At 61.4% G+C, this 21,899-nt stretch carries 23 protein-coding genes; 9 read left to right on the top strand and 14 right to left on the bottom strand.

The annotated features are described in order from the left end of the window. Window positions 1–102: 102 nt before the first annotated feature. The 4 genes from HX855_RS29390 to HX855_RS29375 form a co-directional block, all read right to left on the bottom strand. Window positions 103–1,017, bottom strand: a complete 915-nt coding sequence (locus HX855_RS29390) for a LysR substrate-binding domain-containing protein (protein ID WP_201124923.1) — start codon at window positions 1,015–1,017, stop codon at window positions 103–105. Between the two features lie 209 nt (window positions 1,018–1,226). Further along, on the bottom strand, window positions 1,227–2,531 hold the full coding sequence (gene dctA, locus HX855_RS29385; RefSeq protein WP_177090943.1) for a C4-dicarboxylate transporter DctA: 1,305 nt from the start codon (window positions 2,529–2,531) through the stop codon (window positions 1,227–1,229). Between the two features lie 99 nt (window positions 2,532–2,630). Further along, the gene (locus HX855_RS29380) at window positions 2,631–3,506 is read right to left on the bottom strand and encodes an alpha/beta fold hydrolase (protein ID WP_177090941.1); all 876 of its coding nucleotides are present in this window, start codon (window positions 3,504–3,506) and stop codon (window positions 2,631–2,633) included. A 238-nt stretch (window positions 3,507–3,744) separates the two neighbouring features. Further along, window positions 3,745–4,206, bottom strand: coding sequence for a VOC family protein (locus HX855_RS29375; RefSeq protein ID WP_177090939.1), 462 nt, complete (start codon window positions 4,204–4,206; stop codon window positions 3,745–3,747). A 236-nt stretch (window positions 4,207–4,442) separates the two neighbouring features. On the opposite strand from HX855_RS29375, the gene HX855_RS29370 reads away from it, so the two are divergent. The 3 genes from HX855_RS29370 to HX855_RS29360 are packed head-to-tail and all read left to right on the top strand — an operon-like array spanning window position 4,443 to window position 7,141. Further along, the gene (locus HX855_RS29370; protein WP_177090937.1) at window positions 4,443–5,666 is read left to right on the top strand and encodes an SfnB family sulfur acquisition oxidoreductase; all 1,224 of its coding nucleotides are present in this window, start codon (window positions 4,443–4,445) and stop codon (window positions 5,664–5,666) included. A gap of 3 nt (window positions 5,667–5,669) precedes the next feature. Continuing rightward, window positions 5,670–6,335 (top strand): methionine ABC transporter permease, encoded by a 666-nt coding sequence (locus HX855_RS29365; protein WP_177090935.1) that lies wholly within the window; start codon window positions 5,670–5,672, stop codon window positions 6,333–6,335. Between the two features lie 35 nt (window positions 6,336–6,370). After that, window positions 6,371–7,141: a MetQ/NlpA family ABC transporter substrate-binding protein gene (locus HX855_RS29360; protein WP_177090933.1), complete on the top strand. Its 771-nt coding sequence runs from the start codon at window positions 6,371–6,373 to the stop codon at window positions 7,139–7,141. A 130-nt stretch (window positions 7,142–7,271) separates the two neighbouring features. Here the strand turns inward: HX855_RS29360 and soxR are convergent, their stop codons facing one another. Next, window positions 7,272–7,715, bottom strand: coding sequence for a redox-sensitive transcriptional activator SoxR (soxR, locus tag HX855_RS29355; RefSeq protein WP_169385845.1), 444 nt, complete (start codon window positions 7,713–7,715; stop codon window positions 7,272–7,274). Between the two features lie 90 nt (window positions 7,716–7,805). On the opposite strand from soxR, the gene HX855_RS29350 reads away from it, so the two are divergent. Continuing rightward, entirely contained in the window at window positions 7,806–8,168 is a 363-nt protein-coding gene (locus tag HX855_RS29350) for an antibiotic biosynthesis monooxygenase (protein ID WP_177090931.1), read from the top strand. On the opposite strand, the gene HX855_RS29345 is transcribed toward HX855_RS29350, so the two are convergent. The 4 genes from HX855_RS29345 to msuE all read right to left on the bottom strand — a co-directional run bounded on the left by HX855_RS29345 (window position 8,160) and on the right by msuE (window position 12,349). Next, window positions 8,160–9,263 carry a sigma-54-dependent Fis family transcriptional regulator gene (locus HX855_RS29345; RefSeq protein ID WP_010166567.1) on the bottom strand — a complete coding sequence of 368 codons (1,104 nt, stop codon included), beginning with the start codon at window positions 9,261–9,263 and terminating at the stop codon, window positions 8,160–8,162. The two genes, HX855_RS29350 and HX855_RS29345, sit on opposite strands and share 9 nt — an antisense overlap. An 11-nt stretch (window positions 9,264–9,274) precedes the next feature. After that, a complete protein-coding gene (locus HX855_RS29340; RefSeq protein ID WP_177090929.1) occupies window positions 9,275–10,462 on the bottom strand; it encodes an acyl-CoA dehydrogenase family protein in 1,188 nt (395 codons plus the stop codon). Between the two features lie 168 nt (window positions 10,463–10,630). Further along, window positions 10,631–11,776, bottom strand: coding sequence for an FMNH2-dependent alkanesulfonate monooxygenase (ssuD, locus tag HX855_RS29335; protein ID WP_177090927.1), 1,146 nt, complete (start codon window positions 11,774–11,776; stop codon window positions 10,631–10,633). Window positions 11,777–11,785: 9 nt separating this feature from the next. Further along, window positions 11,786–12,349, bottom strand: coding sequence for an FMN reductase (gene msuE / locus HX855_RS29330; protein ID WP_177090925.1), 564 nt, complete (start codon window positions 12,347–12,349; stop codon window positions 11,786–11,788). 397 nt (window positions 12,350–12,746) lie between these two features. Here msuE and HX855_RS29325 point away from each other — a divergent pair, with 397 nt between their 5' ends. From HX855_RS29325 to HX855_RS29315, 3 genes are all read left to right on the top strand, one after another. Beyond that, complete coding sequence (locus tag HX855_RS29325; protein WP_177090923.1) at window positions 12,747–13,016, top strand: hypothetical protein; 270 nt, start codon at window positions 12,747–12,749, stop codon at window positions 13,014–13,016. Window positions 13,017–13,244: 228 nt separating this feature from the next. Then, window positions 13,245–14,405 carry a cysteine desulfurase family protein gene (locus tag HX855_RS29320; protein ID WP_177090921.1) on the top strand — a complete coding sequence of 387 codons (1,161 nt, stop codon included), beginning with the start codon at window positions 13,245–13,247 and terminating at the stop codon, window positions 14,403–14,405. A 36-nt stretch (window positions 14,406–14,441) separates the two neighbouring features. Continuing rightward, on the top strand, window positions 14,442–16,250 hold the full coding sequence (locus tag HX855_RS29315; RefSeq protein WP_177090919.1) for an aminopeptidase P family protein: 1,809 nt from the start codon (window positions 14,442–14,444) through the stop codon (window positions 16,248–16,250). Here HX855_RS29315 and HX855_RS29310 read toward each other — a convergent pair. Further along, window positions 16,243–17,151: a LysR family transcriptional regulator gene (locus tag HX855_RS29310; protein WP_177090917.1), complete on the bottom strand. Its 909-nt coding sequence runs from the start codon at window positions 17,149–17,151 to the stop codon at window positions 16,243–16,245. The genes HX855_RS29315 and HX855_RS29310 overlap by 8 nt on opposite strands. A gap of 115 nt (window positions 17,152–17,266) precedes the next feature. Here HX855_RS29310 and HX855_RS29305 point away from each other — a divergent pair, with 115 nt between their 5' ends. Then, window positions 17,267–18,262 carry a zinc-dependent alcohol dehydrogenase family protein gene (locus HX855_RS29305; protein WP_177090915.1) on the top strand — a complete coding sequence of 332 codons (996 nt, stop codon included), beginning with the start codon at window positions 17,267–17,269 and terminating at the stop codon, window positions 18,260–18,262. Here HX855_RS29305 and HX855_RS29300 read toward each other — a convergent pair. Further along, a complete protein-coding gene (locus tag HX855_RS29300) occupies window positions 18,259–18,849 on the bottom strand; it encodes a 2-hydroxychromene-2-carboxylate isomerase (RefSeq protein ID WP_177090913.1) in 591 nt (196 codons plus the stop codon). The two genes, HX855_RS29305 and HX855_RS29300, sit on opposite strands and share 4 nt — an antisense overlap. Window positions 18,850–18,883: 34 nt before the next feature. Further along, window positions 18,884–19,615, bottom strand: a complete 732-nt coding sequence (locus HX855_RS29295) for an SDR family oxidoreductase (RefSeq protein WP_177090911.1) — start codon at window positions 19,613–19,615, stop codon at window positions 18,884–18,886. 89 nt (window positions 19,616–19,704) lie between these two features. On the opposite strand from HX855_RS29295, the gene HX855_RS29290 reads away from it, so the two are divergent. Continuing rightward, window positions 19,705–20,265 carry a TetR/AcrR family transcriptional regulator gene (locus HX855_RS29290; protein WP_177090909.1) on the top strand — a complete coding sequence of 187 codons (561 nt, stop codon included), beginning with the start codon at window positions 19,705–19,707 and terminating at the stop codon, window positions 20,263–20,265. A 12-nt stretch (window positions 20,266–20,277) separates the two neighbouring features. Here HX855_RS29290 and HX855_RS29285 read toward each other — a convergent pair whose 3' ends face one another. Together HX855_RS29285 and rhtA are read right to left on the bottom strand one after the other, a co-directional pair. Beyond that, window positions 20,278–20,559 (bottom strand): hypothetical protein, encoded by a 282-nt coding sequence (locus HX855_RS29285; RefSeq protein WP_177090907.1) that lies wholly within the window; start codon window positions 20,557–20,559, stop codon window positions 20,278–20,280. Window positions 20,560–20,726: 167 nt separating this feature from the next. Next, window positions 20,727–21,614, bottom strand: coding sequence for a threonine/homoserine exporter RhtA (gene rhtA, locus HX855_RS29280; RefSeq protein ID WP_177090905.1), 888 nt, complete (start codon window positions 21,612–21,614; stop codon window positions 20,727–20,729). Window positions 21,615–21,899 lie beyond the last annotated feature (285 nt).

Below are 21,899 nucleotides of genomic sequence, written 5' to 3'. Positions count from 1 at the left end.
CGTAAGGGCGGAACCAATAGTGGCCGTTACCGCAGGAATGGATATGTACACAGCCAAAACCGCCGCTACCGCAGCAACGGATATGTACCCAAGGCCGCAACATCAGATCGACAACCCCTTGAAATGCTCCTGCAAAAACTCCACACACGCCCGCAGCTTCCCGGAGTAGGCCAGCCGAGTCGGGTACACCGCCCACACGTTGGCACTCTGGGTGTAGTCGTGCAGCACCTGCACCAGTTTCCCCTGCTCCAGCAGCGGCTTCACATCCCACATCGACCGCAACAACACCCCGCGCCCATCGAGGGCCCATTGCAAAACAATCTCGCCATTGTTGGATGACAACGGCCCGCGCACACGCACGCTGTCCTGCACGCCATCCCGTTCCAGGTGCCAGATGCCAAAGGCGTTGTCGCGCTCCTTGAGCACCAGGCAGTCGTGCTGTTCCAAGTCGCTCAAGTGCTGCGGCGTGCCTCGGCGTTCTAGGTAAGCGGGCGCCGCACACAACACCCGGCGGTTGCTCACCAGCCGGCGGCCGATGTGTTGCCCGGGGATGTCGTCGCCCACGCGGATCTCCAGGTCGAAACCCTCGCTGACAATGTCCACCACCCGGTCAAACAGGTCCAGGCGAATCTCCAGGTCGGGGTATTGCTCCGCCAGCAGCGACAGGGCCGGCGCCACATGGTTACGGCCAAAACCAAAGCTGCTGCACAAATGCAGGTGGCCGCGAGGGCTGTCGTGGGCGTCGGAGAGCTCGTCGGACAGTTGCTGAAAGTCTTCGAGAATGCGCACGGCCCAACGCTGCACCCGCTCACCGTCTTCGGTCAGGGCAATACGGCGGCTGGTGCGGTGCAGCAGGCGGGTGGCAAGGGTGGTTTCGAGAATCTGGATACGCTTGCTGACGTAGGCCGGGGACAAACCCAGCTCGTCGGCCGCCGCAGCAAAGCCGGCCTTGCGGATCACGGTCAGGAATACCCGCAGGTCTTCAGGTAGGGGCACGGTATCTTTCTTGTTAGTCATCAGAAACAGGCGTGGCGGCATGAGCCGCCAGAATAGCACCGGTGTGGCGAGGGAGCTTGCTGTGGGAAGGGAGCTTGCTGTGGCGAGGGAGCTTGCTCCCGCTGGAGTGCGCAGCGCTCCCATGATTTTGGGGCCGCTGCGCAGCCCAGCGGGAGCAAGCTCCCTCGCCACAGCAAGCTCCCTTGCCACAGGGGATTGGTACTTAAGGTCTACTCAGCGGTGATCTTCGCCTGCGCGGCGGCCCGTGCGCGACGGCCATGCTTGAGGGCGATGGGGGCCATTTTTTCGCGGTCCAGCTCACCTTCCCAGGCGGCCACCACCAGGGCGGCCACGGCATTGCCAATGATATTGGTCAGCGAACGGCACTCGGCCATGAAGCGGTCGACGCCGAGGATCAGCACCATCGCGGCCACCGGCACCGTCGGCACCACCGCCAGGCTGGCGGCCAGCGCGACAAAGCCTGCGCCCACCACCGCACCGGCGCCTTTGGAAGTGAGCATCGCCACCGCCAGCAGGGTCAGTTGTTGCTCCAGCGTCAGGTCGATATTGGTGGCCTGGGCCAGGAACAGCACCGCCAGGGTCATATAGATGTTGGTGCCGTCCAGGTTGAAGGTGTAGCCGGTGGGCACCACGATGCCCACCACGCCTTTGGAGGCGCCCAGGCTTTCAAGCTTCTGGATCAGTTGCGGCAGGGCCGATTCGGACGAACTGGTGCCCAGCACGATCAACAGCTCGGCCTTGATGTAAGCCAGCAGCTTGAAGATGCTGAAGCCGACATAGCGGGCAATGCTGCCCAGCACCACGGCCACGAAGAAAAACGCGGTGACGTAGAACGTGCCCACCAGTTTCAGCAGCGGCAGCAGTGAACCCAGGCCGTATTTGCCGATGGTGAAGGCGATCGCCCCAAAGGCGCCGATGGGCGCGACGCGGCTGATCATGCCAACGATGCGGAAGAACACTTCGCTGGCCTGGTTGATTACGCCCACCAAGGGCCGGCCCTTCTCGCCGATCATCACCAGCCCGAGACCAAACAGCACCGATACGAACAGCACTGGCAGGATTTCGCCCTTGGAGAAGGCGTCGAAGAAGGTGGTCGGGATCACGTGCATCAGGAACCCGGTGACGCCTTCGCCGTGTTCGGCCTGGCCGACAAAACCGGCGATGGCCGAGGTGTCGAGGGTCTTCACGTCAATGTTGAAACCGACGCCCGGGTGCAGCAGGTGTGCGGCGACGATGCCGATCACCAGGGCGATGCTGGAGACGATCTCAAAGTACAGCAACGCCTTGCCGCCCACGCGTCCCACCTGCTTCACGTCGTGCATGCTGGTAATGCCGGAGACCACGGTGCAGAAGATGATCGGGCCGATGATCATCTTGATCAGCTTGATAAAACCGTCGCCCAAGGGCTTCAGGTCAATGCCCACTTGGGGCCAGTGGTTGCCGATCAACACGCCCAGCACAATGGCGATGATCACCTGCACATACAGGGTTCCCAGCAGTTTTCTGATTGTCATTGTTATTATCTCGAGACGTTTTTTGGGCAAGCCGGTCCCGTCGCAGGCTTTTTCAAGCCGGCGGGGCGGGATCGATCAGATCAGCGGTTGACTAAAGGCTCAGCGAAGGAAGGTCAGGACTTCGCCGAGCAACAGTTCAGGGGCTTCTTCAGCGATGTAGTGGCCGGCCGGCAGGGCCTTGCCACGTACGTCAGTCGCCACTTTCTGCCATTCCTTGAGGGGTTCGAAGCAGCGCCCGACGGTGCCTTCGGCGCCCCACATCACCAGCAACGGCAGGTTCAGGTGGTTGCCTGCGTCGATATCGGCGCGGTCGTGCTCAAGGTCGATGCCGGCGGCGGCGCGGTAGTCTTCGCAGATGCCGGTGGCGGTGCCCGGCAGTTTCAGGCAACGCAGGTATTCGGCGAAGGCTTCATCGGTGAACGGCTTGAGGCCGGCACTGCGGCTGCCCATGACGCTGCGCAGGTAGAGTTCCGGGTTGCCTTCGATCAGGCTTTCGGGCAACGGCGCCGGGCGGATCAGGAAGAACCAGTGCCAGTAGGCGCGGGCGAAGGCTTCGTCGGTCTGGGCGTACATCGACAGCGTTGGCGCGATGTCCAGCAGCACCATGCGCTGCACGGCCTTGGGGTGGTCCAGGGCCAGGCGATGGGCGACGCGGGCGCCACGGTCGTGGGCCAGCACCGAGAATTCATCAAAGCCCAGGGCCTTCATCAGCTCGACGCCGTCGCGGGCCATTTCGCGCTTGGAATAATTGGTGTGATGGTCAATGGCGGCGGGCTTGCTGCTGTCGCCATAGCCGCGCAGGTCGGCGGCGACCACGGTGAAGTGTTCGGCCAGTTGCTCGGCGACCTTGTGCCAGATGACGTGGGTCTGCGGGTGCCCGTGCAGCAGGAGCAGGCCGGGACCCGCGCCGCCTTTGCGGTAGCTGATGTCCACACCGTTGACGTGGCGCTGGTCTTTTTGGAATCCGGCGAACATGGAATGACTCCTTGTGATGATTGCTTGCATCCTGAAATCACACGGCGCCTGGGGCAAGGGGGAAAACGTGGAGGGGTTGTTCATGAAGTGTGTTGAAGCCCGATCTTTCAGGCCGTGCACGTCAACTGTGGGAGCTGGCTTGCCTGCGATGCAGGCAACTCGGTGTATCAGTTGCACCGAGGTGATGCCATCGCAGGCAAGCCAGCTCCCACAGTTGGGTTGTGTCGCCCAGGCGATTTCATCCTTGCTTGAACATCGCCTCGGCCCGCTGGCGAACTTGCGCCTCGGTCAAATCCTCCTTGCGCGTGGCCAGGAACCACACGTGGCCGAACGGGTCTTTCAGCGTGCCGGAGCGGTCACCGTAAAACTGGTCCTTGGGCGCTGAAATCGCGGTGCCGCCGGCCTTGATGGCCTGGGCGAACTGCTGGTCGACATCCTGCACGTAGAGATGCAGGCACACACTGGGGTGTTCTTTGCCCGGGCTGCCGAACGACATTTCGCCACAAGGCGAGGCCATCATGATTGCTGAATCCCCGATACGCAGTTCAGCATGGCCGATCTTGCCGTCGGGCATGTCCAGGCGCATGACTTCGGTGGCGCCAAAGGCTTGTTTGTAGAACTCGATGGCTTCAGCGGCTTTATCGATGCCCAGGTACGGCGTGATGCTGTGATAGCCCTCGGGAATGGGTTTAACGCTCATTTCGTTCTCCTCAGAGTGGGGTTTTGGAGGGACGGCTTTTTCACTATAGGCCACGTGCGCCGTGGCCTGCGGGCAGCCGACGAGGTGTTGGCCACGCAACAGCAAACCGGCAGTTTGCTGCGCCATGGGTGCTCTACTGTGCGCACATCGGGCGCAAACCCTTGTGTTTGGCGGCCGGGCGCCTCAGGCACAGAAGCTGCAATGCCTCAGGGAAACCATTCGCCCGAGAGCGTTGTATGTCTGTACTGCCTGTATCTGCCGATTACCCGATTCACACGCCCCACGCCGAGCTGATCCGCGACGAGGCCCACGCCCTGGCCGTTGCCCACCGGGTCGCCGCCGTGTTGCTGGAACACGACGCCGAACGCGACCGCACCCGCCAGGTGCCGGCGGACGTGGTCGACCTGTATTCCAACAGCGGCCTGTGGGGCATCAGCGTGCCCCGCGAATTTGGCGGCGCCCAGGTGTCCTACGCGGTGCTGGCCCAGGTGATAGCGATTATCTCGGCGGCCGACCCGTCGCTGGGGCAAATTCCGCAGAACCATTACTGCCTGCTGGAAGACATCCGCCTGCAAGGCACGCCCGAGCAGCAGGCGTATTTTTTTGGCCTGGCGCTGGAGGGGCATCGGTTTGCCAATGCGCTGTCGGAAACCGGCGGCAAGACCGTCCAGGATATCCAGGCGACCATTCGCCCGCATGGCGATGGCTATGTGATCAACGGTCGCAAGGGCTACTGCACCGGTTCGCTGTACGCCCACTGGCTGGCGGTGCTGGCGCTGGATGAGCAGCAAAATGCCCAATTGGCGTTCGTACCGCGCGGCACTGAAGGCCTGGTGGTGGTCGACGACTGGGACAGCATGGGCCAACGCACCACCTCCAGCGGCACGGTGCTGGCCGAGCACCTGCGGGTGCCAGCGTTCAATCTGTTTCCTACCCATCGCTCCTACGATTCACCCACCCTGGCCGGCCCGTTCGCCCAACTGACCACCGCCGCCATCGACGCCGGCATCGCCCGCGCTGCATTGCGTGACACCGTGCAGTTCGTCCAGCACTTCGCCCGCCCGTGGATCGATGCCAGGGTGGAAAAAGCCAGTGAAGACCCGCTGACCATCATCCAGGTGGGTGCGCTGGATATTCGCCTGGAGGCGGCGGAAGCCTTGCTGGACCGCGCCGGAAGAGCCCTGGACGCCGCGCGCCCGGCTCCCGATGAAGACAACGTCGCCCACGCTTCCCTGGCCGTGGCCCGGGCCAAGGTGCTGACCACCGAAATCGCCATCGACGCCAGCAACAAGCTTTTCGAACTCGGCGGCACCCGGTCCACCTTGAAAAAGCACAACTTCGACCGGCACTGGCGCAATGCCCGGGTGCATACCCTGCATGACCCCGTGCGCTGGAAGTACCACGTGGTGGGCAACTGGTTGCTCAACGGCGCCAAGCCCCCGCGTCACGACTGGTCTTGAACCATGGCCGAGCTGTTTAAACACATCTATTGGGCCGACATCGGCCAAGCGTGCCTGGAAACCCTGAGCATGCTCACTGCGGCCCTGGGTTTTACCGTGCTGTTGGGGTTGCCGCTGGGGGTGGTGTTGTTCCTCACCGGCAAGCGCCAGTTGCACGAAACCCTGGTGGTGTACCGGGCGTTGTCAGTGGTGGTGAACGTGCTGCGTTCGCTGCCGTTCATCATCCTGCTGATTGTGCTGATCCCGCTGACCACCTTGCTGGTGGGCACCTCCCTCGGCGTGCCCGGCACGATTCCGCCGTTGGTGGTGGGCTGTACGCCGTTCTTCGCGCGGCTGGTGGAAACCGCCTTGCGTGAAGTCGACCGTGGCGTGGTGGAAGCCACCCAGTCCATGGGCGCCAGCACCTGGCAGGTGATCCGCCACACCCTGCTGCCGGAAGCCCGGGGCGGGCTGCTGGCGGCGGTCACCGTCACCGCGATTGTGCTGGTGGACTACACCGCCATGGCCGGGGTGATTGGCGGCGGGGGCCTGGGCGACCTGGCGATCCGCTACGGCTATCAGCGTTTCCAGACCGACGTGATGGTGGTCACCGTGTTGCTGCTGTTGGTGCTGGTGCAGGCCCTGCAAATGACCGGCGACCGTTTGGTGGCGCGTTACAGCCGCCGTTAAACCCTATTCCTATAACGACTGCTTTCGGAGCAATCATGAAAAAATCCCTGGCCATTTTGGCTGCTGTCTTCTCCCTGAATGCCGTCGCCAACGAGACGTTGGTGGTGGGGGCCACGCCGGTGCCTCACGCCGAGATCCTGGAGTTCGTCAAACCCGTGCTGGCCAAGGAAGGCGTAGACCTGCAAATCAAGGTCTTCACCGATTTCATCCAGCCCAACCAGCAACTGGCGCTGAAGAACATCGACGCCAACTACTACCAGTACCGGCCATTCCTGGATGACTACAACAAGACCCGGCACACCGACCTGGTGCCGGTGGTGGGCGTGCACATCGAGCCGTTCGGTGCTTATTCGACCAAGATTAAAAATATCTCGGAGTTGAAAGACGGCGCCACGGTGTCGATCCCCAACGACCCGGTCAACACCGGCCGCGCGTTGGTGCTGCTGGACGAAGCCGGCCTGATCAAACTCAAGGACCCGAGCAACACCCTGGCCACCCCGCGGGACATCGTGGAAAACCCCAAGCACCTGAAAATCCGTGAGCTGGAAGGCGCGTTGCTGGCCCGTTCGGTGAGCCAGGTGGACCTGGCGTTCGTGTTTGCCAACTACGCCCTGGAAGCGGGGATCGACACCAACAGCGCGTTGATCGTCGAGAAGGGCAAGAGCCTGTACGTCGAGTACCTGGTGGCACGCCCGGACAACATCAACGACCCGGGCATCCAGAAGCTGGCCAAGGCGTTGAATTCCGACGAAGTGCGCCAGTTCATCCTGACCCGCTACAAGGGCCAGATTGCCCCGGGTTTCTAAGCTCGATGGAGATCGAAATGTGGGAGCGGGCTTGCTCACGAAGGCGGTGGGTCAGCCACTGCATCTGGCGACTGACACCCCGCTTTCGCGAGCAAGCCCGCTCCCACATTGATCGAGTGTTACCCCGCAATTATGTAGACGGCTCCAGCAACTGCGCGCCGGGCCCGCGCTCACCCAGTACGTCGTCGTGATTGCGCAACGGGCACGCCTCCAGCGACAGACACCCGCAGCCGATGCAGCCACTGAGTTTGTCCCGCAGCAGCATCAGCTTGTCGATGCGCTGGTCCAGGTCTTCACGCCACAGGGCAGACAGGCGCTCCCAGTCGGCGGCAGTGGGCGTGCGCCCATCGGGCAGGGTTTGCAGCGCCTCGTGGATGGTCGCCAGGGGAATGCCCAAGCGCTGGGCAATCTTGATCACCACCACCCGGCGCAACACGTCCCGCGGGTAGCGCCGCTGGTTGCCGGCGTTGCGGTTGCTCTTGATCAACCCCTTGGTTTCGTAGAAGTGCAGCGCGGTGACGGCCACGCCGCTGCGGGCGGCCAACTGGCCGACGGTGAGTTCTTTGGTGACCATGAAAAAGCCCTTGACCTTGACTTAACTAGAGGTTTTACCCTGCGTGGCATCGAATCGCAAGATTGTGCCTACAGTGAGAGGGGAATGTTCATGCAGGTATCAGAGAAGAAACTGAGTTTTACCCAGATGGTCGAGTTCCAGATCGAACCTCAGCAGCAATCGGCTTTGGTGGCGGCCCTGTCATCCCAAAGCGAGCGTTTGGCCCAGGGCCATGGCGGCTTTATCAATGCCAGCGTGCAGGTCAGCGATGATGGACGCCGGGTGCTCAGCTACCTGCAATGGCGCTCCCGCGAAGACGGCGAGGCGGCCTTCAAGTGTTTTGAGCACGGTGAGGAAGATTTCTGGACGCTGATCCGCGCCCACCAGGCCACGGCGGTGACCTTCGGTTCGTTCCAGGTGCTGCGCAGCATCGAGCGCAGCCATGACAACGCCTTGCACTGCCGCCTAAATTGACAAGTGCAGCATGCGCTCACCCTGCACGTTTTCGCCGGGGCGTCGCTTGTTCACCGCCAGCTCACCGATCTTGATCAAGCGGGTACGGGTCACGTTGCGGCTCAGGCCCAGCAGGTTGGCGGTGTGCACCTGGTTGTAATGGCTGAAGCGGTACGCGGCGCGCAACAGCGCATCCTCGACCTTTTCATGCAGGGCGCCGGCCTGTTCCTCGAAGAGTTTTTGAAAGGCCCGTTCCAGCAAGGCTTCGGCGCTGTTGTCGATGCCGTGCTGGCTGTCGTCCTGGCGCTCGATGCGCATGTTCGACAGGCGCAAGTCGTCGCGTTCGATCACGCCGTTGCGGCAGATCAGCAGGGTGTGGTGGATCACGTTTTCCAGCTCGCGGATGTTGCCCGGCCAGCTGTAGCTTTTGAGTTTCTGCTCGGCCTCGCGGCTGATGGTGATCGGGCCGTAGCCCAGGCGCTGGCTGTAGGCTTCGATGAAGTGCCGGGTCAGCGGCAGGATGTCACCGGGGCGGTCCCGCAGCGGGCTCAGCTCCAGGCTGACCACATCCAGGCGGTAGTACAAGTCCTCGCGGAAATGCCCGGCGTTGATGGCTTTTTCCAGCTGGACGTTGGTGGCGGCCAACACCCGCACGTCGATGGGAATGCTTTTGCGTGAGCCCAGGCGCACCACTTCGCGTTCCTGCAGTACCCGCAGCAGCTTGACCTGAATTGCCATCGGCAAGTCACCGATTTCGTCGAGGAACAGGGTGCCGCCGTCGGCCTCTTCGAACCAGCCGGCCTTGGCGCTGAGGGCGCCGGTGAAGGCGCCTTTTTCATGGCCAAACAGCTCGGCTTCCACCAGGGATTCGGAAAACGCGCCGCAGTTGACCGCCACGAACGGCCGGTTGCGCCGCGCGCTGAGGTTGTGGATATGGCGCGCCACCAGCTCTTTACCGGTGCCGGTTTCGCCGATGATCAACACGCTGGCTTCGCTCGGCGCGACTTGCTGGATGTGCGCCAGCAGCGCCTGGGATTTCGGGTCTTCGAAGACCTGGGCCGTGGCGCGGATCGAGGTCGCAAGAGCGGGCGAGGGCGGTAAGGTTAAAAGCTGCATGGGCACCTCTTCTAGGAGTAGAACGTGGGAGTCGGCAGGGACTGGTTCAAGGCCCAGTCCCCCAGTTCGTGGAGTTTGTAGTCCACCGGGTCGTGTAGGGTTTGTGTGCGCAGGTTGCGCCAGTGCCGGTCCAGGCGCAGGGAGGCGTGGGTGGAGCGCGCGCCGGTGACTTCGAACAGGCGGCTGCACAGCTCCAGGCCGTTGCGGGTGGCGGCGACCTTGGCGGTGGCGATGGCGATGGCCAGCTCGCCGCGCTCGCTTTCGTTGAGGCTCGGGCCTTTCGCCCAGGCCTGGTCCAGCAGTTCGGTGGCGCGCTCCACCAACAGACGCACGCCTTCCAGCGCAACCCAGAATTCGCCGTAGTGGTTGAGTACGTACGGGTCCTGGCGGATGTCCTGCACCGTGGATTTATGCCACGGGCGGGTTTCGGTCAGGGTGTAGGTGCGCGCTTCGGCAAACGCGCCTTCGGCGATGCCGAGGAACATGTGGGTGAAGGTCAGTTGGGCGATCAGCGGGCGCAGGCAGGCGAAAGGCGTGCTCAGCGGGCCGGGATCGAGGAGCAGCTCCGACTCTTCGACGCGTACCCGTTCGAAGGTGGCGCTGCCGCTGTCGGTCTGGCGCTGGCCGATGTTGTTCCAGTCGTTGTGCAAGGTAATGCCGCTGCGCCCGCTGGGGATGGCCGCGATCAGCAGTTTGCCGCCGGCGCTTTCATCCACCGCCGAGGCGATCAGCATTTCCGAGTCGCTGGCGCCGGAGCAAAAACTTTTCTTGCCGGAAAACTCGCGCCAGCCGCCAAAGGACTTGACCACCGTACGGGTGTCCAGCGGGTTGAGGGCGTTGCCCCAGAACCAGCTTTTACGCGCGGTTTGTTCGAACCAGGGTTGCCATTGTTCCGGGCGGGAGAACAGCCGCACGGTGGCGAGCATCAGGTGATGAAACCCGAAGACGTGGGCGATGGAACTGTCGACCTTGGCGAATTCGCGCACGATCTCCAGGGTCTCGCTCCAGCGGGCGCCGAGGCCGCCGTATTGGGTGGGAATGCTCAGGGCCAGCAGGCCGCTTTGGCGCAGGGCGTCACGTTCGGTCTTGGGGGTGCCGCCACGCTCGTCCCGTTCGACGGCGGTGAGGGCGAATTGGGCGGCCAGCAGTTTGGCGGTCTGCAACGGTGAGGGCAGGACGCTGTTGGGTTTGGCTGTCACGCGGTGTTCCTCAAGTGGGGGCAAAAGCCGAGTGCTGTGTAAGCAACAACGAGATCCAATGTGGGAGCGAGCTTGCCCGCGAATGCGGTGTGTCAGTCACCGAATTTGTTTCTGAGCCACCGCGTTCGCGAGCAAGCCCGCTCCCACATAAAGCAGATCTCAGTGGCCTCAGGCCTTGGCTTTTGCCGGCAGCACGTCGTTGGCAATCATTTCGCCGAACGGTCCGGTGAGGTTAGTAACGCCGCGCCCGGCCAGGCTGGCGTAGGGTTCCGGCAGCAGCGGGAACACCAACTCGGCAAAGCGATACGCCTCTTCCAGGTGCGGGTAGCCGGAGAAGATGAAGCTTTCGATGCCCAGGTCCGCGTATTCCTTGATCCGCTCGGCGACTTGCTCAGGGTTGCCCACCAGGGCCGTGCCCGCGCCGCCCCGCACCAGGCCGACACCGGCCCACAGGTTGGGGGCGATTTCCAGGTTGTCGCGACGCCCGTCGTGCAGGGCGGCCATGCGCCGCTGGCCTTCGGAGTCAAAGCGCGAGAAGGATTTTTGTGCGGCGGCGATGGTGTCGTCGCTGATGTGTTCGATCAATTTGGCGGCGGCTTTCCAGGCGTCTTCTTCGGTTTCGCGCACGATCACATGCAGGCGAATCCCGAACTTGACGGTACGGCCATGGCGGGCGGCGCGCTCACGCACGTCGGCGAGTTTTTCGGCAACGGCGGCCGGTGGTTCGCCCCAGGTCAGGTACACATCCACTTGTTCGGCGGCGAGGTCGTGGGCAGCGTCCGAGGAACCGCCGAAGTACAGCGGTGGATATGGCTTCTGCACCGGTGGGTAAAGTGCCTTGGCGTTCTGCACGCGCAGGTGTTTGCCTTCGAAGTCCACCGATTCGCCCTGCAACACGCGGCGCCAGATCTTGAGGAATTCATCGGTCACTTCGTAGCGTTCGCTGTGATCGAGGAAGCTGCCGTCGCCGCGGTTTTCGTCGGGATCGCCGCCGGTCACCACGTTGATCAACAGGCGCCCACCGGACAGGCGGTCGAGGGTCGCGGCCATGCGTGCCGAGACGGTTGGCGAGATGATCCCCGGGCGAATCGCCACCAGGTAACGCAGGCGTTCGGTCAGGGGCACCAGTGCCGAGGCGATCACCCAGGAGTCTTCGCAGGAGCGGCCGGTGGGAATCAGCACACCGTGGTAGCCAAGGTTGTCGGCGGCCTGGGCGACTTGTTTCAAATAGTTGAGGGTGACCGGGCGAGCGCCTTGGGTGGTGCCCAGGTAATGACCGTCACCGTGGGTAGGCAGAAACCAGAAAACATCCATGACAAATCCTTAAGCGATTTTCAGCAGAGAGGTGGGATGCGCGGTAAACAATGGCGCGGCGCGTTCTGCAGCAAGGCGAATGCGGGCCCTCAAGGGCTCACTGGTTATGTGGTAATCGGTGAAGTCGGCCTCGGTGGCGTAAACACCCACGGGCAAGGTCAGGGCCTGGAAGAAACTGAACAGTGGGCGCAACTGGTGATCCAGTACCAAGGCATGGCGTTCGCTGCCGCCGGTGGCCGCCAGCAACACCGGGGTGTTGATCAGGGCGTTGAGGTCCACCAGGTCGAACAGGTGCTTGAGCAGGCCTGGGTATGAGCCGCGGTACACCGGGGCAGCGACGATCAGCAGGTCGGCCTGTTCGATCGCTTGCAGCTGAGCTTCGACGTCGGCGGGCAATTCCTGGCGGGACAGCGCGCCACCCAGGGGCCGGGCAATGTCGCCCAGTTCAATCAGGGTGGTCTGGATCGGCAATTGATTGGCCAGTTCGGCCAGCACGGCCTGGGTCAACACCAGGGTGCGGGACGGGCGCCAGGTTCCGCCGGAGAGGGCAACGACATTCAGTGGACGGGTCATCAACAGTTCCTTTTTCAACAGTGGCTCAGGGCAAGAGCAGTAGCAGGGCTTGAGCAAGAGCTGTACCAAACTGCGCAGCCCCTGGCTGGCGCGGGCTTGGGGCCAGTTGTTGGAAAATGGCGGTGTTGTCTGCCTGGTGTTTTGTTGAATGACTGTTGCCCGGGCAACAGTTGCCAGGCGAACAGTGGCGTGAGCGTTGACGCCATTTATAGAGGGTTGTTGTTATTCCGTAAATGAACGTATTTCCATATTTATAGATCTGTATGGAATATATGGCGCGACTATCAGGCCTGTCGCAAAGGTTGATAGCGACTATCACGGCTGATGATTTTTAACCGTGCAAGGGCGGGAGTAGCCTGTGCTCATTGACTTCAGCCCGTTTCGCAGGACCTTCGCCATGAACCGTTTTCTCGCCATTTGCGTATTGCTTGTCACCTCAGTCCTTGCCGGTTGTGCGACACCGTCGTCGCCGGAGTTGCGTGGCTACTCGGCCGAGGAGAGCAAGGAGTTGGCGCTGGAGGCACTGAGCCGTCGAGGCCTGTCGTTTGATGAATACCAACAGAAGAAAGCCGAACTGACCGGCCAGCCACAGAAAACCTTTGGCTTCGACCGCCAGGGCGAAATGAATGCCGAGCGCGGCGTGACGCTGCACGGTCGCCCCAGTTGAGTCAGTGGCCTGGTCTGAACAGCCCGAGGTTTCCCACAGGAACCTCGGGCTTTTTGTTTGCCATCCATTTCCCTGAGCCTGTTAAGCTGAATTTCAGGAGCGTTCCTACGCACTTTTAAATAAAGTGGTCTTTCTTTAACGGCACGGGATCAGGTAAACCATCTTCCTTTCTGATCGCTGCCCCTGAGACGCTGCTCTCAGGAACATGCTCTGCGAGTCTTTAACGTCATGAATAAACGTCCGCTGTATTTCGACTACGCCGCCACCACGCCGGTGGATGAGCGGGTCATCCAGGTGATGGTGGAGTGTCTGGGCTTTAATGCCAACTTCGGTAACCCGGCGTCCAGTTCCCATGCGTTCGGCCAACAGGCCCGGCAAACGGTTGAACAGGCGCGGTGCCAAGTGGCCGCGCTGGTCGGCGCCGAGCCGGCACAGATCGTCTGGACCTCCGGTGCCACCGAATCCAACAACCTCGCCATCAAGGGCGTCGCCCAGGCGCGAGGCGTGGCCGGTGGGCACATCATCACCAGCCAGATCGAACACAAGGCCACGCTCGACACCGCTCGCCAGCTCCAGGAAGCGGGGGTTGCCGTGACCTATCTGGTGCCGGACGCCGAGGGTTTGATCAGCGCCGAGGCGGTGAGTGAAGCGTTGCGTGAGGACACGTTCCTGGTGTCGTTGATGCTGGTGAACAACGAGTTGGGCACCCTCAACGACATCCAGGCGATTGGTACGCGCGTGCGTGAGCATGGGGCGTTGTTTCACGTGGATGCGGCGCAGGGCGCGGGCAAGGTGGCGATTGACCTGGCCGAATGGCCAGTAGACCTGATGTCGTTTTCCGCCCATAAACTCTATGGCCCCAAGGGCATTGGCGCGCTGTACGTCGGCCCGCGTGCGCAGCAGAAAGTGCTGGCGCAGATTCACGGCGGTGGCCATGAGGGCGGCTTGCGTTCCGGCACGCTGGCGACGCACCAGATCGCCGGCATGGGCACGGCGTTTGCCCTGGCGGCAGCGTCCTTCGCTGAAGAAAAGGCGACCATCGTTGCCTTGCGCGAGCGCCTGCTGGAACAGCTGAATAGCATTGCCGGGGTGCGCCTTAATGGCAGCCTTACCCAGCGTATCCCCCACACCTTGAGCCTGACGTTCAGCGAGGGTGAGTTCAACGCTGCCGCCCTGAGCGCGGGCATTGCCTTTTCGGCGACCTCGGCCTGCAATTCGGCGAGTAATGCACCGTCCCATGTGCTTCTGGCGCTGGGCCATGATGCTCGCAGTGCTGGTCGCACCATTCGCTTGAGCCTCGGGCGGTTCACCACCGAGCAGGATATCGATCAGGCGGTACAACTGATCAAGGCCGCACTGGCCAGCGCACCGGCTTTTTGGGCCGTTTGAACCCATAACAATTATTAGTGGTTAGCAGGAGACACGATGAGCACACAGCCTTTGACCCATGGATCGGTTCCCCAGCGCCTGGCGCACACCCGTGAACTGATGAGCCGCGAGGGCATTCATGCCCTGTTGGTGCCGTCGGCCGACCCGCACCTGTCCGAATACCTGCCGGGTTACTGGCAAGGGCGCCAGTGGTTGTCGGGTTTTCACGGTTCGGTGGGCACGCTGATTGTCACCGCCGATTTCGCCGGTGTGTGGGCAGACAGCCGCTATTGGGAACAGGCGACCAAAGAACTCAAGGGCAGTGGCATCGAGTTGGTCAAGCTGCAACCCGGCCAGCCCGGGCCGCTGGAATGGCTGGCGGAGCAGACGCCGGAAGGCGGCGTGGTGGCGGTGGATGGCGCGGTCATGGCCGTGGCCTCGGCGCGCACCCTGGGCAGCAAGTTGGAGGCACGGGGTGCACGCTTGCGCACGGATATCGACCTGCTGAATGAAGTCTGGCAAGACCGCCCGACGTTGCCGAACCAGCCGATCTATCAACACCTGCCGCCTCAGGCCACCGTCAGCCGTGGCGAAAAACTCGCTGCCCTGCGCGCCAGCTTGCAGGAGAAGGGCGCCGACTGGCATTTCATCGCGACCCTGGACGACATCGCCTGGCTGTTTAACCTGCGTGGCGGTGATGTGTCGTTCAACCCGGTGTTTGTGTCCTTTGCCTTGATCGGTCAGCAGCAGGCGACATTGTTTGTGGCTTTGAGCAAAGTCGATGCCGAGCTTCGTGCCGTGCTGGAGCAGGATGGCGTGGCTCTGCGTGATTACAGCGAAGTAGCAGCTGCATTGAAGGCCATTCCGTCGGGCGCCAGTGTGCAGGTCGATCCGGCACGGGTGACCGCCGGCTTGCTGGAAAACCTGGGCAAAGGCGTCAAGCTGATCGAAGGGCTTAACCCGACCACCTTGGCCAAGTCCCGTAAAAGCCTGGCGGACGCCGAACATATTCGTCAGGCCATGGAGCAGGATGGCGCAGCCTTGTGCGAGTTCTTCGCCTGGCTCGACAGTGCGTTGGGGCGTGAGCGCATCACCGAACTGACCATTGATGAACACCTGACGGCCGCACGTACCCGTCGCCCGGGTTATGTGTCGTTGAGCTTCAATACGATTGCGGCGTTCAACGCCAATGGCGCAATGCCGCACTACCACGCGACTGAAGAAGAGCACGCGTTGATCGAAGGCGATGGCTTGCTGCTGATCGACTCGGGCGGCCAGTACCTGGGTGGTACCACCGATATCACGCGGATGGTGCCTATTGGTACGCCAACCGAAGAGCAGAAGCGCGACTGCACGCGGGTGCTCAAGGGTGTGATTGCCTTGTCCCGCGCGCATTTCCCCAAGGGCATTCTTTCGCCGCTGCTGGATTCCATCGCCCGCGCGCCGATCTGGGCCGAAGGCGTGGACTACGGCCACGGTACCGGTCATGGCGTAGGTTACTTCCTCAATGTGCATGAGGGCCCGCAAGTGATCGCCTATCAAGCCGTCGCCGCACCGCAAACCGCGATGCAGGCCGGCATGATTACCTCCATCGAGCCGGGCACTTACCGTCCGGGGCGTTGGGGTGTGCGCATCGAGAACCTGGTGCTGAACCGTGAAGCGGGCAAGACCGAGTTTGGCGAGTTCCTCAAGTTCGAGACATTGACGCTGTGCCCGATCGACACCCGTTGCCTGGAGCCGTCGTTGCTGACGATGGAGGAGCGCCAGTGGTTCAACGACTACCACGCGCACGTCCGTGAACGCCTGAGCCCGCTGCTCAGTGGCGCGGCACTGGAGTGGTTGCAGGTGCGTACGGCCGCTATCTAAGGGGCTGCAGCTCGGGCGCCTGGGTCAGGGCATCGGCCATGTAGTCGATGAACGCTTTGACCCGGGCAGACTGGCGACGATTCGGCGCCGAAACAGCATGGATCGGCAACGACTGCGGGGTGTAGTCCTGCAGCAGCGCGACCACCCGGCCGGCCTTCAGGTCATCAAAGAACAACCACAGGGGCGACAGCGCAATGCCGAGTCCCGCCAATACCATCTCGCGAACGGCCTCGGAGTTATTGCTCTGGGCGTTGCCTTTTATCTTGACGCTGTGCCGCGTCCCGTCCTTTTCGTAAATCCATTGGTTCTGGCTGCTGAGCAGGTTGAACAGCAGGCAATTGTGCTGGGTCAGGTCTTGTGGCGTTTTTGGCGCAGGATGCTTGGCCAGGTAGGCCGGGCTGGCGACGGTGACCCGGTGGGTGGTGCCGATCTGCCGGGCGATCAGGCCGCTGTCGCTCAACTCGCCAATGCGCAGGGTGACGTCCAGGCCTTCGCTGATCAGGTCCTGATTGTGATCGTTGAGTTGCAGGTCAACCTGCACCTGCGGGTATCGCTCGAGAAATCCCGCCAGGCGTGAGGCGATGTGCAGGTGGCCGAAGCTGACTGATGAGCCGATGCGCAGCGGACCGGCGACGGCTTCCTTGCCGGATTGGAAGCTGTGTTCCGCTGCATCCACGGCCGCGAGGATTTGTCGGCAATGGTTGTAGTAGCGCTGGCCTTCGTCTGTCAGGGAGAGTTTGCGGGTGCTGCGGGAAATCAGCTTGCCTCCCAGTTCTGTCTCCAGTGCACGCAGGACTTTGCTGATGGTGGGCTGAGTGGTCTGCAGTTCCCGGGCGACCGCGGAAAAACTCCCGCGCTCGATCACCCGGACGAATATGGCCATTGCGTTGAGCTTATCCAAGGGGCTACCAATTCATGCCAAATGAGCATGGTCACTATAGCGGTTTGGCGTCTTATCGGCATGAGTGGGTGGGGGCATGATGATGTTCACTTCCTGATAAAACGAGATGACGACCATGACGGATACCACTCAGATGCGCGCCTTGATGGTGGATACGGCGAACGGGCCGTTACGGCTGGCGACCATTCCCAAGCCGACTCCGGGGGGCGGCGAGGTTCTGGTAAGGATCAAGGCCAGCGGCCTCAATCCGTTGGACGGGAAAATTCGTGCCGGTGAGGCCGCCCATGCCCGTCAGCCATTGCCGGCAGTATTAGGGGTGGACTTGGCGGGGATCATTGAGGCGGTTGGCCCGGATGTCAGTGAATGGGACATGGGTGACGAGGTTTACGCGCTGGCAACAGGTATTGGTGGCATCCAGGGTTCATTGGCGGAATTTGCAGTGGTGGATGCGCGTCTGCTGGCGAGAAAGCCTGTAACCCTGAGCATGCGCGAAGCGGCGGCATTGCCGCTGGTGCTGATCACCGCATGGGAAGGGCTGGTGGACCGTGCTCATGTAGGCCCGGGCCATAAAGTATTGATCCAGGGTGGTGCCGGTGGTGTAGGGCATGTCGCCGTGCAAGTGGCGAAAGCGTTTGGCGCCGAGGTGTTTGCGACCGGTTCAGCCAGGCAGCGGGCGTTGATCGAGGGGCTGGGCGCTACGTTTATCGACTACCAACAGCACACCGTCGAGGAGTACGTTGCCGTGCACACGGCCGGCGAAGGTTTTGACATTGTGTATGACACGGTGGGCGGGCCGACGCTGGATGCATCCTTCCGGGCGGCCCGGACCTATCACGGGCATGTGCTGAGCTGCCTTGGCTGGGGTTCCCATAGCCTGGCGCCGTTGTCGTTTCGCGGGGCGACGTATTCCGGGGTGTTTACCCTGCTGCCGATGCTGACGGGCAAGGGGCGTGAGCACCACGGGCAGATTCTTGCCGGGGCGGCGCGTTTGATTGAGGGTGGGAAACTCAAGCCGATCCTCGATGCGCGTCACTTCGACCTGCGCACGGCAAACGCCGCTTACGAGTTACTCGCAGGCGGCGCTCAAGGGCGTTTGGTGGTTGAGATCTAGCTCAGTGCTTCGCGGACAAACTCCAGGCGGTCCTGGCCAAAGAACAACTGGTCGCCGACGAACATCGCAGGCGCCCCGAATACGCCGCGCTGGATGGCGTGCTCGGTGTTGTCCTTGAGGGTGGCCTTGACGGCGTCGTCATTCGTCAACGCCATGACTGCTTCGGGATCAAAACCACGCTCAGCCAACACCGCGGCTACCACGATCGGGTCACCCAGGTGGCGGCCATCTACCCAAAGGGCGTGGAACAGGCAGTCGATGAAATCCAGAAAACGCTCGGGCTGGCGCATTTGAATGCCAGTGACGGCACGCATCAACAGCAGCGTATTGATGGGGAAGTGTGCATTGAACTTGAGCGGAACGTTGTAGCGCTGGGCGTAGCGCGCCAGGTCCTGGAGCATGTAGCGACCTTTGGCTGGAATGGTGGCCGGCGACGCATTACCGGTGGCCTTGAATACTCCACCCAGTAGCATTGGCTTATAAACCAGCTGGGCGCCGGTTGCCGTGCACAGGCTTGGAAGTTGGGTATAGGCCAGATAGGTGGCAGGGCTGCCGAGATCGAAGAAAAACTCCACGGTTTTACTCATGCTGGGGACTCGCTGTTTATTGTTATGGGCGTGTTTACCAAGGTTCATTCCAGGGGCGCAGATCCAGTTCGAAGGTCCAGGCATCCCGGGGTTGGCTGTGCAGGTACCAATAATTATCGGCGATGTGCTCGGGGTTGAGAATTCCGTCTTCATCCTTGAGGGCGTACTTTTGTGGGAAGTTATCCCGGATGAAATCGGTGTCGATGGCCCCGTCGACTACCACATGGGCAACGTGGATGTTCCGCGGGCCCAGTTCACGGGCCATGCTTTGCGCCAGTGCACGGATGCCGTGTTTGGCACCTGCGAATGCAGCAAAGCCGGCGGCGCCTCGCAAGCCGGCGGTTGCACCGGTAAACAGGATGGTGCCGCGATTACGGGTGACCATGCGCTTGGCGACTTCCCGCGCGTTGAGGAAGCCTGAGAAACAGGCCATCTCCCAGATCTTGAAGTACTTGCGGGCGGTTTCTTCCAGGATGCTGCACGGCACATTGGCGCCGATATTGAAGACAAAGACTTCGATGGGCCCCAGTTCGGTTTCAATCTGCTCGATCAGCGCGATAACGTCCTCTTCCTTACGGGCATCGCAGGCAAAACCATGGGCCTCGCCGCCAGCTGCCTGGATGCTGTCCACCAAGGGTTGCAGTTTATCGGCGCTGCGCCGGGTAACGCATGCGACGTAGCCCTCACGGGCGAAGCGCTTGGCGATGGCGCCACCGGTGGCATCGCCGGCACCCACTACCAGTACGATTTTCTTATTGTTCGTCATGGAAGATCCTTTAGTAAACGATCGTTTGGCAAACGAACGTTATGCTACGATCAGGCAGGCGTCAAGCTGACACACCAGTGGGGGAAGCAATGCGATATTCAGCCAGTCACAAGCAGGAAACCAGAGAGAAGCTGCTGGACAGCAGTGCGGCGCTGGCTAAGAAAGACGGGTTTTCGAGTGTGGGTGTGGATGGCTTGATGAAAGCCATTGGCTTGAGTGGCGGTGCGTTTTATAGCCACTTCGTCTCGAAGGACGAGCTGTTCAGCGCGATTGTCGAGCGTGAATTGAGCCACAGCCTTGAGCGGTTGAATGGGGGCGGCGTCCAGAGTCGGGAACGGTTGGATCGCTGTTTGAAGTTCTACCTGAGCATGGCCCATGTGGAGCAATCGGAAGCGGGCTGCGCGTTGCCGAGCCTGGGGGCAGAGATTGCGCGTTCTGATGTGGCGGTGCGCCAACAGGCGCAGGACTGGATTTGCCGATTGCAGGCGGGATGGGCCGCAACGTTGGGTAGCGATGACCTGGCGTGGGCGATTTTGTCGCAATGCATCGGCGCCCTGGTGGTGGCGCGGATGATGGTCAGCCCACACGTGCAGGCGCAAGTCCTTTCATCGAACTACGAAGTGCTCAGCCAGCAGCTGTCGAGCCTGTGAGGGCGTCGACAGTTATTTGCAGATTACAATCATGCTTCGGCTGGTATAACCGGCGGGATTGAGACCGAACGGGTAGTCTCCCGGGTCTTCGGCGTTGTCACCCGACTTGGCGATGACTTTATAGCCTTTGGCGCCGCATGAATTGACTGCACTGGCGTAGCACTGGTCCCAGGAAGAGGACAGGCCCGAGCAGTTGATATGCAGACCTTTTTTTCCCCGTTTCACTTCGGTCCTGGTCGTCGCGGCACAACCTGCGATTGCCACAATCAGGAACAACATCAAAATTCGCTTCATTACTGTCCTTAATAGCCGCCTCGCTTAACTGCACGAAGCTGGCTTTGCTCGCTCTCGAGTGTAGCGTTCATGATGTCCTTATCGAAATTCTCCATGAGTGACACTGGGTTACGGGCTAAACATGGCCTAATTGAGCGGCAAATGCCAGAGCTACGTCAAATCTTGAATCAGTCGGCGGGCACCAGTGGCTTTGATTCGTTACGCATGGTCAGGGTTGCACCGACCGACGCCAGGATGATGCAGGTGATGGCCAGCCATTGCGCCAGCGACAGGTGTTCTTGAAGGAAAAACAGACCGGACAGGGCGCCGAAAGCGGGTTCGATACTCATCAACGTGCCGAACGTACGAGCAGGCAGGCGAGTCAGCGCGACCATTTCCAACGTGTAGGGCAGGGCGGTGGATAAAACGGCGACGCCAATGGCGATGGGGATCAGCGAGGGCGTGAGTAATGCTGCGCCCGCATGGACAATCCCGATCGGCGCGACGAACAGTGCGGCAATCATTACGCCGAGGGCTGCGGTCTGTACGCCATTGTCGGCACCGGCCTTTTGGCCAAACAGAATATAAAGTGCCCAACACACGCCAGCGCCCAGTGCGTAGGCGGCGCCTGTCAGATCAATGCCATTACTGGCTTCTCCCATGGGGATCAGCAGCAGCAGGCCAGCGATGGCCAAGGCTATCCAGAGGAAATCCACGGCGCGTCGCGACGCGTAGATGGCCACCGCCAGCGGGCCGGTGAATTCGAGGGCGACTGCAATGCCCAGGGGAACGGTCCGCAGAGACATATAGAAGAGGAAGTTCATTCCACCTAACGCCATTCCGTAAACGATGACCGTTTGAAGCGATTTGGCTGTCAGCTTGGCGCGCCATGGACGTAATAGAAGCAGCATGATCACACTGGCGAAAATCAGGCGCAGGGTGGTGGTGCCTTGGGCGCCAACGATGGGGAACATACTTTTGGCGAGCGAGGCGCCTGATTGAATGGAGGCCATGGCAATGAGTAGCAGGCCGACTGGAAACAATGTCGAGGCCAGGCTACGGGGTGAGGTGGTCATTGAGGGTGTTCGTCCGAGGTCGTATTAAAGAAGCAGAAGTGGCTATGATGCTTAACTGTTGCGCGTTGAGCAATATATTGCTCAATTTGTTCGGCACTCCTCTCTATATAGGTGGATTTTGTGGTTGTCGGGATCGATTGATAGAAATCCTGAATTAACCCTTGACGGCAGATTCTGGAAGTCTATAATTCGCCCCACTTCCGGCGCAGTCGAAACGGAAAACTCCTTGGTAAACAAAGAGTTATGTAGGTTTCGATAGCGAGTTGCTTCAGATCATCGAAGCCC

It is taken from the genome of Pseudomonas sp. IPO3778, from assembly GCF_013386825.1.
GTDB lineage: Bacteria > Pseudomonadota > Gammaproteobacteria > Pseudomonadales > Pseudomonadaceae > Aquipseudomonas.
Note: the sequence above shows the minus strand (reverse complement) of the source record. Positions and strands in the feature narration are given on the sequence as shown.